Below are 12241 nucleotides of genomic sequence, written 5' to 3' on the forward strand. Positions count from 1 at the left end.
TCGCTTCGTCTCCTGCTCGCGGCACGGCTGCGGGCGTGCGCGCCGAACCGCACGCACGGACACCGCCATAGCTCCCTAAAACGTGACCCAGTCGCAACAGGCTGGTTGATTGGGATCAACGGGCGGGGCGCATTCAGGGCCTACCCGATGCACACGAGCCAGCGCCGGAAACGGATCTGATCTGGCAGCAAGCGCGGTGCGATCATGGCCTTCATTCCCTTTCGTTCTCGAAGCCTTCCGAACCGGTGAGAAGCCGTTGGCCATTCCGGCGTCGAGACGCGGCTGTCGATAGCGACGATTACAAGACGGCCCATCGCGACGCGCCGGTCGCGCTCGCTCCGGTGCCTGGATTTCGTCAGGCAACTGGCCGCAGCCCCAGTCCGAACATCAAAACCCAACGTGAACAGAGCGTAACATGTCATATGCAACGACTTATCCCTACACCGGCGAGGTCCTGGCGACCTTTCCCAGCGCGACCGATGCCGAGGTCGTCGCGGCCATCGATGCGGCGCATGCGGCCTTCCAGTCGTGGCGCGAGACCTCCTTCGCCGCGCGCGGCGCGATTCTGCAAAAGGCGGCAGACCTCCTGCGCGCCGACGTCGAGGGCTATGCAAAGCTCCTGACCCTTGAAATGGGCAAGCTGTTCACGGAGGCCAAGGCGGAGGTCGAGCTATCAGCCAAGATCTTCGAATATTACGTCCATCATGCAGAACGGCTGCTGCAGCCGCAAACACTGGAGGTGGCCGACCCGGCGGAAGGCGCGGCCATGATCGTGCACGATCCTCTCGGCATCATCCTCGCCATCGAGCCCTGGAATTTCCCCTACTACCAGATCGCCCGGATCATCGCTCCGCAGCTCTCCGCCGGCAACACCGTGCTTCTGAAACATGCCTCCAACGTGCCGCAGAGCGCCGCCGTGTTCGAGAAGCTCATGCGCGACGCCGGTCTGCCCAAGGGCGCCTTCACCAATCTCTATGCCACGCGCGCGCAGGTGGAGATGATCATCAGGGATCCCCGCGTTCACGGCGTGGCGCTCACGGGCTCCGAGGATGCAGGCGCAATCGTCGCATCCCAGGCGGGGATGGCGCTCAAGAAGTCGACGATGGAGCTCGGCGGCGCCGACGCCTTCGTCGTGCTGGCGGATGCCGACATGGAAAAGACCGTCAACTGGGCCGTGTTCGGCCGTCACTGGAATGGCGGGCAGGTCTGCGTGTCGTCCAAGCGCATGATCGTGGTCGATGCGGTCTATGATCAGTTCCTCGATCGCTATCGCGAGGGCGTGGCCGGCCTCGTTGCCGGCGATCCCTTCGATCCCAAGACGACGCTCGCCCCGCTATCCTCGCAGGGCGCCGCAGACGAGATCAGGGACAAGGTCCGCCGAGCCGTTGCCAATGGCGCCAAGGCCGAGCAGGTAGGCCCTCCGGTGCCGAACCACGGGGCCTTCGTGCAGCCGACCATCCTCACCGACATCGGCGAAGACAATCCGGCCCGTTACTGGGAATTCTTCGGTCCCATTTCCATGCTGTTCAGGGCCAAGGACGAGGCCGACGCGGTCCGCATCGCCAACGACTCGCCGTTCGGCCTTGGCGGTTCGGTCTTCACCACCGACGTCGCGCATGGAGTGGAGGTGGCGAAGAAGATCTCGACCGGCATGGTGTTCGTCAATCACCCGACCAAGGTCGAGGCCGACCTTCCCTTCGGCGGCGTTCGTCGCTCCGGCTATGGCCGGGAGCTGCTGGGCCTGGGATTGAAGGAGTTCGTCAACCACAAGCTCATCGACGTCGTCGATATCGACGCGCACTTCTGAGGCGTTGCAACGTCGTTCAAGTGAGCGGCGCGCATGGGCGCGCCGCTCTACGGGGACGAGCGTTATGCCGAGCGCTCGCGCACCGCGTCTTGCCGCGAGGCCCGCCGTGCAGCGACGGCGTCGGCGAGCTGCTCCAGCACCTCGACCGTCGTGTCCCAGCCGATACAGCCGTCGGTGATGCTCTGGCCGTAGGTCAGCGGCACGCCCGGCTTGACGTCCTGCCGTCCTGCCACGAGATGGCTCTCGATCATCACGCCCATGATGCGCTGCTCGCCATTGGCGAGCTGGCGCGCGATATCGGCGGCCACGAGCGGCTGGTTCTCCGGCTTCTTGCTCGAATTGGCGTGGCTGGTGTCGATCATCAGCCGCGCCGGCAGCCCGGATTTGATCAGCTCGGCCGAGGCCTGCTCGACATGAGCCGCGTCATAGTTCGGGCCGCTGCCGCCGCGCAGGATGATGTGGCAGTCCTCGTTGCCCGTGGTCGCCGCTATGCCCGAGCGGCCGCCCTTGGTCACCGCCATGAAATGATGCGGATGGGCCGCCGACTTCACCGCATCAGTGGCGATGCGGATGTTGCCGTCGGTGCCGTTCTTGAAGCCGACCGGGCAGGACAGGCCGGAGGCGAGCTCGCGGTGGATCTGGCTCTCGGTGGTGCGCGCGCCGATCGCGGCCCAGGCGACGAGGTCGGCGATGTATTGCGGCGTCGTCATGTCGAGGAATTCGCACCCCGCCGGCAAACCGAGATTGTTGACCGCCGACAGCACGTTGCGCGCCAGCCGCAGGCCCTTGTTGATGTCGAACGAATTGTCGAGATCGGGGTCGTTGATCAGGCCCTTCCAGCCGACGGTGGTGCGCGGCTTCTCGAAATAGACCCGCATCACGATCTCGAGCCGGTCGGCAAGGCGCTCCCGCAGGCTCGCGAGGCGGCCGGCGTAATCGACCGCGGCCGCGGGATCATGAATGGAGCAGGGGCCGACGATGACCAGCAGACGGTCGTCGCTGCCGTTCAGGATGGCGTGGATGGCGTTGCGCGCCGCCATCACGACACGGGTGGCCGTGAGGGTGCGCGGGATTTCACCCATCACCTCCACAGGCAGGCTCAATTCCTTGATTTCCTTGATACGAAGATCGTCTGTGGTGCTCAGCACGGCGGGCTCCTGCGTGTCTTGATGTGCACCTGCCGGCAATAAAAAAGCCGCCAGGTCTGGCGGCTTGTTCGGATAGCTTGCTTCAATGTGTCAGATTGAGCGCGATCCTCCCGCCGCCAGCGAGCTGTCGTAGGTAAAGTACCAATAATAGCTGGTGGCGGCGTTGATCATGGAAGCTCTATAGCGGCCGCGCGGCCGCTTGTCATCCCGAAAATGACAAGCTCCGCGGCGTCAGGCATTCCGCGCCGCCAGCGCCATGCCGATCATGGACATGCCGCCGAACAGCAGGTTGATGCCGACCAGGAGGCCAATCGCCCACATCGCCGTGCCCGGGAGCCCGGAAATGATGATGCCGGCGATCGCGATGTCGACGACGCCCGAGATCGCCAGCCACGACCAGCGTCCCGACAATTCGCGCCGGTGCTCCAGCGCGTACATGATGGTGGCGACACCCTCGGCGAGGAAATAGACGCCGATCACGATGGTCAGGGTCACCGTGCCCTGGATCGGCTGCGCCACCAGGATGAAGCCGGCAATGATCGCGAGCACGGCCGACAGCAGCGACCACCAGAAGCCGGGCATGCCGCGCGCCCAGAAGGTGAACGCGAGCCCGGCGATGCCCGAGATCAGGAACATCCAGCCGAGGAAGATGGTCACCGCGAGACTCGCAAGAGGCGTCAGGATCATCGCGAGCAGGCCGAGGACCGCGAGCAGGATGCCCTCGATCAAAAAGGCCTTCCAATGCGCGCGGACCGCCGCGCCCATTTCGGACTTGATGCGCTCGAGCTCGGGGGGGATCGTATCCTGAGGAAGGGTCATGGCGTCACTCCGGCAAGGTCACACGCTGCAAGGTCACACGCTGAATGCTGCGCTGCTTGCCCACGCACATGGTGAGGCAACGCAGTCCGGACAAGCGTGCAACGCGCGTTTCGTTGCATTTGCCGAGATTGCCCTCGGTCGCAGGCCTCGGTGCTTTCGCGAGAAAGCCTCCTGCGCAGCAAGCGAGGCCCTCATACGGAGAACGTGATCGTCGGTCCGGGCGCGCTGATGCTTCGGATCGTCAGATCGGATGCTGTGCCGTCCCACCAGTTGCTGTTCGGCCTGGTCGTCGACGAGAAGACGCCGCCTTCGCCGTAGAGGTCGCCGGGGTCGCCGTCATTGACACCCATTTCGAGGTCAGCGGAGCCGTCAGCCTGGATCAGCGAGCATTCGTAATGGGAGGCGGGTGTCATCGCTTCGTTACTGTTGTTGCCGGCCTCGTCGACCTTCCAGATCGCGAGCCCGACGCTGGGCAGGCTCGCGTCGCGACCGGAGCGTTCGCGGTTTTCCAGGATGAAATATTGGGTTCTGTTGCGGCGAAACAGGCCGAACTCGTTCTTGCCCGCCGGCAACTGGCAGCTTCCCCCGGCCGCGAGCGGCGTCACCTTGGAGGACCAGCCCGCCGCATGTTTGAGATAGGCTCCGACCTGGGTCGGGTTCTTGGGGTCGACATTGGCGCCCGCACACATCAGGCAGTATGAGCCGACGCCGCGCGATTCATTGCCGTAGTCGTAGAGGTCGGGAAAATCGCAGATCATGTGGCCGTTCTCGTGACAGAACGTGCCGAGCGTCAGCTCGGAGGACATGTCGGTGATCTGGTAGTCGTTGGCGAACTTGCCGGGCGCAAGCTGAATGGGGGCCTGCAGGTGGAACGAATGCGGCCATAATCCCTGTGACCAATTGTTGACCCGCGTTCCCGCATAAAAGACGTTGATCGCATAGATGAACTTCTGATCGTCTGCCGAGAGGCGGCTGAAGTCGAAGCCGTTGTTCATGTGATGCGCCAGCGCTTCGAGGATGAGCTCGCGTGCACGCATCGGGTACTGGACGCTTTCGTCGGTGTAGTATGTCCGCGGCTTGCTGGCCTTGAACCAGGGCGCAACGATGTTGGTGTAGGTGAGCTTGCCGTCGGACACGTCGAAGAAATAGTCGCGGACCGACCCGTTGTTGCCGAAACCCCGATAGCCCTGCTGATTGCAGAAGTTGTCGACTCCGCTCTGGGGGATGACGGCCTGCTCGTCGTCGAACTCGACGAGCAGGCAGAGGCCGACGAAGGTCCCGACCGTCTGCCGTTGTGGCGGAGCCGGCGTGGCGCCATTGACGGCGTCCGCCAGCATGCGCAGGCGATGTTGGTCGCGGCGGACCTGCCAACGCGATGGCGAGCGCGGAAGCCCCGGCGATACGTAGGCGCTGATCTGGTTGGGGGCGGGCGGCTTGAGACGCGGCTGAATTCCTGCCGAAAGGGGATTCATCGCGTCGGCGACGATTCCGCTCGGCGCAGGATGCTGCGTCACGTCCCTGCGGGCATATTCGAAATAGCCGGACGCCGGATTTCGCACGACGGTAAAACCGCTGGACGTGGTGAACGTCGCCTGGTGCTGATTGCCCGTGCCGTAGACCTTGAGCTTGGTGCCGTCAGGCTGCGTGAAGATGAATTCGCGATTTGCGAATGGCATCGACATTGCGGTCCTCCCAGATGCATTGCGGCGCTGGGCAAATCCATCACAGACTTTCCCTGATTACAACTGATAGTTGATTTTGCCGCATGCGGGCGGCACTATCCAGGCGCGTGAGAGACGCCGCGTACGCGTCAGGGAGGGGCCGGGGATGAGCGCAGATGCAGCAGATCCAACTGCCGAACTGAAACAAAAGACCACTCAGGCGACCGCCGAGGCGGAGTTTGCAAAAGCGGAAACCGAGCGCCTCAAGGCGGAGAAGGCGCTGGCCGACGCAAGGAAGGCCGTCGACCCGATCATCGAGGCAAGCAAGGCCGAGAAGGAGCGCCTTGAAGGTCAGAAGGCTGCGGTGGATGCGAAGAAGGCCCTGTTGGACAGCACCAAGAGCGCTGACCAGGCCGCGGCGCAGGCTGCGATCGGCACTGTCGCCGCCAGCGGCATCGCTGGAGACCTGACTCTCAAGCCCGATGCCGGCAAGGGCGAGGCCACGCTGCTGGCCGCGCGCGCGATCTGCAAGGCTGCCGCGGCCGTGGCCGCGGAAATCAACGACAAGGCGGCCGGGAAGTGCATCGTCATCCGGCAGGGCTTCGAGCAGTTCGTCAATTATCGTCAGTTCGTCCTGCAACGGACATTGCTCGAGCGCGTCTTTGCGGCTGCGAACAGGGAAGCGGCGCGGCTGCAGGCCGATGCCGATCGTGCCGTCGGCCAGACCAGACCGGCCGGCGCCGACGCCTTACCGGCGGCTGCCCCGATCCTGACGACCGCAGGTGTCGCGCTGGATGCCTTGGCCAAGCTCGGCAGCTACCTTTTGAGCAACGTCGAAGTTGGAACGATCGCGCTGTCGCCGGACGGCGATCAGCTGGTTGCAGCCGTCACTGAGGAGTTGCTGAAGAAGAACCTCGATGTCGTGCTCCCCAATCGCCGCCTTCCATCGACGGACGAACTCGGGGCGACGCTGAAAGTCGTGGAGGATCTTGTTGCACAGGCAGGTACGGCAGCGGATCGGCTCGCCGATACTGCGAAGACGACGGCTGACGCCGCCGCCAAGGAGTCTGACGATACCAGGAAGAAGGCCTTGCAGGCCGCAGCCAAGACCTATGAGGATGCTGCCGCAGTGCTGCGCAAGGCGATCACGAAGGCCGAGGAGTTCATCGCGTCGCTCGGCACGGCCGATGCGAAGGGTATCGTGCTGCTGAGCAAGATCGTGCAGGAAAAAGCGCAGTACGATCTGCTGTTGCAGAAGGATACATTGGTCTTGTCGCTCGACGTCCGCGCCAGCGTCGGAAGCTACTACACCCGGAAGAATCTCTGGAATTTCTTGAGTTCGTCGATCCCGTTCTTCGTCATGGGAGGCACGGTGATCACTTTCGATCTCAGCGATACGGCAGGCAAGGTGGTGGCGGCGGGTCTGGTTCCGGTCCACAGCGGTTTCGTCTCGGTCGACAGGGTCGGCGGCTACGTCTGATCCTCCGAGCACCGGGCAGTCACGGGGCGCGTCGACGTCCGGCGGCCATCCCAGCCTACGCCGTCGTCCGCATCCGGTTGCGGCCGAAAACGTAGATCGTCGTCGTGACGATCAACAGCGCGGTTCCGAGCAGGATGGCCGTAAGTCCCAGGGGGACCAGGACCCCGGCCACGTTGCGGTCGGGGTTGAGCAGCCAGTGCCGGACCGAGGTGAGGACGAAGCCGAGCCCGATGAAGCCGGCGGCGCCGCCGAGCAGCAGCAGCGCCCACATCCTGCGCAGCTGGCTCAGGCGGATGCGCGCGACCTCGGTGCGCGGCGCGTGGTGGTGGGCGACTTTCCGCACCAGGCGCACGGCAAGGCCGATCGAGGAAAACCCGATCAGCACGCTGGCCCCGCCGAGCCAAAGCCGCGCGGTCGGGTCGAGAGTGGAAGCGCGCTGCAGCATCAGCAGCGGATAATCGAACGCGGCATGCAGCACGACCGGCGCCGCCAGCACGAGCGCCCAGCTCGACATCCGTGCCCAGTCGCGATTGTGGCGGTTGGCGCCGAGCGCCGTTCCAGCACGGGCGATCGCGAGATAGGCGCCGGCGATGATCCCGAGCGCGCCGTGGAACGGCACCGTGAGCACGCTGCGCAGCACCGCCAGCGAGCGCCACATCTCGGCGTGCTGGACGAGATAAGCGAGGTTTTCGTAAGCCGCGAAGCCGAGCCCGACCGCCGCGCCATAGAACACCGTGTCCATGGCATTGCCGAGCTGCCGGCGCCGCGACGAGATCGCGGCGATGACGGCGATCTTGGCGATTTCTTCCGGCAGGGCGACGCTGAAGACGGCCCTCGCCAGCTGCGCCGCCCACGGATTTTCCAGCTGCAGCCCGACATGGTGGAACGGCGCCCTGACGATGCCGAGCAGCAGCACGCTGGCCGCTCCGAGCAGGAAGGCCGTCCAGATCTTCAGCGGCGGACCGGAATTGTCACCGGCTGCGACCACGAGCCAAAGGATGAGGAGCGCGGGCGCGATCGCGGCAGTGCCGATGACGGTCGGAATGGCTTCGAGCAGGTTCATTTGTGATGGCAGATAAGCCATGTTCTCCGATCATCCAATGCCGCAGGCGGCCGCGTTCTCCGCCCGTCGCGCATGCGGTGGATTTGACATCGGTCCATGGCCCGATAGCAAGATCGACGTGCGGGACGTGGCCGCCCGCCGCAACGGCCGTCAAGCCGTAGTCTCGCTCTACAGCCGGTAGGTTCAGCGGGTCCTGGTGGTTCTCGACCTGGTGCCGTCGCCGTCACGGACCTGCGAGTCCGGGCGGGGCTCGGCCGGCGTCGTCCAAGTGTCGGTTCGGGATGGTGTCGGCGCCTGGGCCGTCGTCGGCGTCTCCACGCAGCTCAATCGCGGCGTAGGATCGGCAACGCGCCGGCATTCCAGCCCTTCGGCGAAGGCCGCCTGGCTGACTGCGCACGCAACGACGACAAGCAGAACAACTTTCATGGTGCCCCTCGGTGGCGGGCTCAGGCGCCCGTGATGCTGGCCTCGACTCGATCTCGTCGAATGGCGCTGCCCTGCCATGTTTCGCCCCGAAAGTGCGCAATTGTTTGGCCAATCTCGCCGTCATTCAAAATTTCTGGCCAAAACGAACGTGCAGCCATGCCCGTATACCCGCCATGCGGGATATTGCTGCGAGTGCACGGGCGGAGACGTGCGGTCCACACGGCAGATCTGACCTGGATGGCCGTTCTCGCCATGGCGAGGGCCGCGTCGACAGCCATCGCTCCCTGCGCAGTTGCTCTGGATCAACGTATGGCTCGCCGAAGTGGGGTTTGGTCCAATCGCGAGAGAGCCTCCAAGGGCTCGCCGGAACCCTGGCTTAACGCCGCCGGGCAGGGGAAGGACGATCAGGTGATGAACTACGACAGCTATTTCGACCGCGCGCTCGACCAGTTGCACCAGGAACGCCGCTACCGCGTGTTCGCCGATCTCGAGCGGCTCGCCGGCCGGTTCCCGCGCGCGATCTGGCATTCGCCTGATGGTCCGAAGGACGTCGTGATCTGGTGCTCCAACGACTATCTCGGCATGGGCCAGCATCCGAAGGTGATCGGCGCCATGGTCGACGTGGCGGCACGCATGGGCACCGGCGCCGGCGGCACCCGCAACATCGCCGGCACCAACCACCCGCTGATCGAGCTCGAGCGCGAGCTCGCCGATCTCCACGGCAAGCAGGCGGCCCTGGTGTTCACCTCGGGCTATGTCTCCAACGAGACCGGCATCTCGACCATTGCCAAGCTGCTGCCGAACTGCCTGTTGCTGTCGGATGCGCTGAACCACAATTCCATGATCGAGGGCGTCCGCAAGGCCGGCACCGAAAAGCAGGTCTGGCGCCACAACGACCTCGATCATCTCGAACAGCTGCTGCGCGCGGCCGATCCGGACCGTCCGAAGCTGATCGTGTGCGAGAGCCTGTACTCGATGGACGGCGACGTCGCGCCCTTGCATCGCATCTGCGATCTCGCCGAGCGTTATGGTGCGCTGACCTATGTCGATGAGGTCCACGCCGTCGGCATGTACGGCCCGCGCGGCGGCGGCATCGCCGAGCGCGACGGCGTGATGGCCCGCATCGACATCCTCGAGGGCACGCTCGCGAAAGCCTTCGGCTGCCTCGGCGGCTACATCGCCGCGAATGCCAATCTGATCGACGCTGTCAGGTCCTACGCACCAGGCTTCATCTTCACCACGGCATTGCCGCCGCCGGTGTGCGCCGCCGCGACCGCAGCGATCCGCCACCTCAAGACCTCGCAATGGGAACGCGACCGCCACCAGGACCGCGCCGCGCGGCTGAAGGCGGTGCTGAACGCCTCCGGCCTGCCGGTGATGCCCTCCGACACCCATATCGTGCCGGTCCATGTCGGCGATGCCGAGAAGTGCAAGGCGGCCTCCGACCTGCTGCTGGCCGAGCACGGTATCTACATCCAGCCGATCAACTACCCAACCGTGCCGCGCGGCCTCGAGCGGCTGCGGATCACGCCGTCGCCGTACCATGATGACGGCCTGATCGATGCGCTGGCCGAGGCGCTGGTGGACGTCTGGGACCGGCTCGGCCTGTCCCGCGCGCCGCAGGCGCTGGCGGCGGAGTAGGGCCTCCGCGCGTCCCGCTGACCTGTCAGTTGGCCCTGTCAGTTTGATCTGCCGCAATGCCGCCCGCGGCGGCGCGGGCGTAGTCTCTTGTCATGAGGGAATTTGCCGGTTCGGCAGCACCCGGCCCGGCGCACAGGCGAGGCGGCCATGGCAAAGATCATCGAAGCGCTGTTGCAGGAGCACCAGAACCTCGAAAAGCTCCTTTCGGTGCTCGAACACGAGCTGGAGCTGTTCGATCACAATCGGCGGCCCGACTACGAGATTCTGCAGAGCATCATCGCCTATTTCGAGGACTATCCGCAGCGCTGTCATCATCCCAAGGAAGAGATGATCTTCGGCAAGCTGCGCGAGCGTGATCCCGCGGCAGCGGCGGCCTACGGCGATGTCGACGACGAGCACGAGACCGAGGCACAGCGGCTGCGCGGCTTTGCCGAGGCCGTCAACGCGGTATTGTCGGACCAGGAGATCCTGCGGGAAAGCTTCCACGCCGCCGTGCATCAGTTCATCGACAGCCAGCGCGAGCATCTGCGCAAGGAGGAGACACTGCTGTTTCCGGCAGCGTTGCGCACCCTGCACGCGGAGGACTGGGGTGATATCGACGCCCGCATGTCCGACCGGAAGGATCCGCTGTTCGACGGCGACGTCGCCGAGAAATTCCACAATCTGGAGCGCTCCATCCTGCGCTGGGAGCAGGAGGCCGAACAGGCGCGCGCCGGCTGATGTCAGTTTGTCCCAATTGCGCCCCATGGCCAAAAGACTATAGTTCCAGCCGGGGCGCAGGCACTCTTTGACGGAGTTGGCTATGATCGCTTTGACCAAAGGGTTCGTGCCGGTCCGAGATTCGCTGACCGCGAGCACGGTTGATGCGGCCGCCGCGCCGGCGCAGATCCCGATGTCGCAGCAGAACGTGCTTGGCGGCCACGGCTACGACATGCATCCGCAGGAGTTCGTACGCCTCTCGGGCTGTCAGGAGCTCAAGCTCCGGCGCGAGAAGAAGCGCGCCCTGCTGCTGAGCTGATCGCGACGCTGCCGCTCGATGGTTGCAAGACGTTGGCTCGATGAACGCGGCCCCGCACGCATGAAATCGTGCAGTTCGTGATCGTGGTCACTACGGTCCTTGCATTTTAACGTATCATTAACCAGGTCGCGCGACCCTTGGGGCTCCCAGGAATGCGACGGAACCGGACGGCCGGAGCCGGCAGTCGCGACAAAGGGCCGGCGGCGTAACGCCCGTCGGCCTTTTTTGTCGGCAGACGTTACCGGCGTCCTGCATCACTGCGATGAACGCGCGACCGAGCTACACGCGCCTCAGTTACGCCGGGCGAGCGAGCGCAGAAAACCCTGATATTCCTCGTTCAATTCCATATCGACGGCAGGCGCGAGCTTCAGCAGGACGTTGGCGATGAACGCCTGGTCGTTGCGCGGCTCTTCCAGCACCTCGCGCAGCACCGGCAAATTGTCCTCGATGTGATGCAGGAAGGCGACGCCTTTCTCGGCGGTCTCTGTCCAGCGCGCCCGCGTCCACTTGGCCAGCGGAAACATGATCTCATGGACGAAGTTGGATTTGCGCGCCTTCTCGAAAAAGCGGAGACCCGCGCTCCAATATTCCTTGGCGCGCAGGGGAGGGGGCGGCAGATCGCCTGTGAGCATCTTCTTGCCGGCCTGGCCGACGAAATCGTCGAGCGTGGTCGGCGCATCGATCGCGGCGCGGAAATGCCACAGCGCAAACGAGCCGGGAAAATCCTTGCCCATGCTGTCGAGCAGCGCGGTCTCGACCTTGTCGACCGCAGCCTTGTCGCCCTTCAGCGCCGCCGTCATGGCGAAGGCCGACAGCGCGTCGTTGCCGACCTCGTGGACGCCGCCATTGCGCAGCTGCGCCGCCGACAGAGCCGGCGTCTTGCCGTCGGCCGGCACGACGGCTTCGCCTGCACGCTGCGCCTTGATGAAGGCCGTGATCTCGAGCCATCCCATCAGGTTGGCGACGAAGGCGTCGGGATCGACATGCACGATTGCGAGATTGAGCGGCTCCTTGCGCGTCCTCAGCTCCGTCATGTCGGTCATGTCGCACTCCGTCTCACAAGCCCGCCAGCGCGCCGCTCGTTCTGTCGCTTTTGCGACAGCCCGACACGCTCAACGCGATCTCTGCAGCTGAGGCAGCAAGAAGGGTGCCATCGTCGTCGCGGGCCTGCGGCTCAT

The 12241-nt window shown here is 64.7% G+C and carries 10 protein-coding genes; 5 read left to right on the plus strand and 5 right to left on the minus strand.

The annotated features are described in order from the left end of the window. Positions 1-415: 415 nt before the first annotated feature. Entirely contained in the window at positions 416-1807 is a 1392-nt protein-coding gene (locus S58_RS18345) for an NAD-dependent succinate-semialdehyde dehydrogenase (RefSeq protein WP_015666853.1), read from the plus strand. Positions 1808-1869: 62 nt separating this feature from the next. Here the strand turns inward: S58_RS18345 and S58_RS18350 are convergent, their stop codons facing one another. From S58_RS18350 to S58_RS18360, 3 genes are all read right to left on the minus strand, one after another. Then, entirely contained in the window at positions 1870-2955 is a 1086-nt protein-coding gene (locus S58_RS18350; RefSeq protein WP_015666854.1) for a 3-deoxy-7-phosphoheptulonate synthase, read from the minus strand. Positions 2956-3186: 231 nt separating this feature from the next. Further along, positions 3187-3774, minus strand: coding sequence for an HdeD family acid-resistance protein (locus S58_RS18355; RefSeq protein ID WP_015666855.1), 588 nt, complete (start codon positions 3772-3774; stop codon positions 3187-3189). Between the two features lie 191 nt (positions 3775-3965). Further along, the gene (locus S58_RS18360; protein ID WP_015666856.1) at positions 3966-5456 is read right to left on the minus strand and encodes a M6 family metalloprotease domain-containing protein; all 1491 of its coding nucleotides are present in this window, start codon (positions 5454-5456) and stop codon (positions 3966-3968) included. A gap of 76 nt (positions 5457-5532) precedes the next feature. Between S58_RS18360 and S58_RS18365 the strand changes: the two genes are divergently transcribed. Further along, positions 5533-6915, plus strand: coding sequence for a hypothetical protein (locus S58_RS18365; RefSeq protein WP_144058348.1), 1383 nt, complete (start codon positions 5533-5535; stop codon positions 6913-6915). A 55-nt stretch (positions 6916-6970) separates the two neighbouring features. On the opposite strand, the gene S58_RS18370 is transcribed toward S58_RS18365, so the two are convergent. After that, positions 6971-7999 carry a PrsW family glutamic-type intramembrane protease gene (locus tag S58_RS18370; RefSeq protein ID WP_015666858.1) on the minus strand — a complete coding sequence of 343 codons (1029 nt, stop codon included), beginning with the start codon at positions 7997-7999 and terminating at the stop codon, positions 6971-6973. Between the two features lie 816 nt (positions 8000-8815). Here S58_RS18370 and hemA point away from each other — a divergent pair. From hemA to S58_RS18385, 3 genes are all read left to right on the plus strand, one after another. Further along, on the plus strand, positions 8816-10045 hold the full coding sequence (gene hemA, locus S58_RS18375) for a 5-aminolevulinate synthase (RefSeq protein WP_015666859.1): 1230 nt from the start codon (positions 8816-8818) through the stop codon (positions 10043-10045). A gap of 147 nt (positions 10046-10192) precedes the next feature. Further along, positions 10193-10765, plus strand: coding sequence for a hemerythrin domain-containing protein (locus tag S58_RS18380; protein ID WP_015666860.1), 573 nt, complete (start codon positions 10193-10195; stop codon positions 10763-10765). Positions 10766-10847: 82 nt separating this feature from the next. Next, complete coding sequence (locus tag S58_RS18385; protein ID WP_015666861.1) at positions 10848-11063, plus strand: hypothetical protein; 216 nt, start codon at positions 10848-10850, stop codon at positions 11061-11063. Between the two features lie 290 nt (positions 11064-11353). Here the strand turns inward: S58_RS18385 and S58_RS18390 are convergent, their stop codons facing one another. Further along, entirely contained in the window at positions 11354-12106 is a 753-nt protein-coding gene (locus S58_RS18390; RefSeq protein WP_015666862.1) for a hypothetical protein, read from the minus strand. Positions 12107-12241 lie beyond the last annotated feature (135 nt).

Origin of the sequence: Bradyrhizobium oligotrophicum S58, from assembly GCF_000344805.1 — a bacterium.
Taxonomy (GTDB): Bacteria; Pseudomonadota; Alphaproteobacteria; order Rhizobiales; family Xanthobacteraceae; genus Bradyrhizobium; species Bradyrhizobium oligotrophicum.

Bases quoted from the DNA above. Each gene is read 5' to 3' on its own strand.
- S58_RS18345 (WP_015666853.1), top strand. From the start codon at position 416: ATGTCATATGCAACGACTTATCCCTACACCGGCGAGGTCCTGGCGACC.
- S58_RS18355 (WP_015666855.1), bottom strand. From the start codon at position 3,774: ATGACCCTTCCTCAGGATACGATCCCCCCCGAGCTCGAGCGCATCAAG.
- S58_RS18360 (WP_015666856.1), bottom strand. From the start codon at position 5,456: ATGTCGATGCCATTCGCAAATCGCGAATTCATCTTCACGCAGCCTGAC.
- S58_RS18370 (WP_015666858.1), bottom strand. From the start codon at position 7,999: ATGGCTTATCTGCCATCACAAATGAACCTGCTCGAAGCCATTCCGACC.
- hemA (WP_015666859.1), top strand. From the start codon at position 8,816: ATGAACTACGACAGCTATTTCGACCGCGCGCTCGACCAGTTGCACCAG.
- S58_RS18380 (WP_015666860.1), top strand. From the start codon at position 10,193: ATGGCAAAGATCATCGAAGCGCTGTTGCAGGAGCACCAGAACCTCGAA.
- S58_RS18385 (WP_015666861.1), top strand. From the start codon at position 10,848: ATGATCGCTTTGACCAAAGGGTTCGTGCCGGTCCGAGATTCGCTGACC.
- S58_RS18390 (WP_015666862.1), bottom strand. From the start codon at position 12,106: ATGACCGACATGACGGAGCTGAGGACGCGCAAGGAGCCGCTCAATCTC.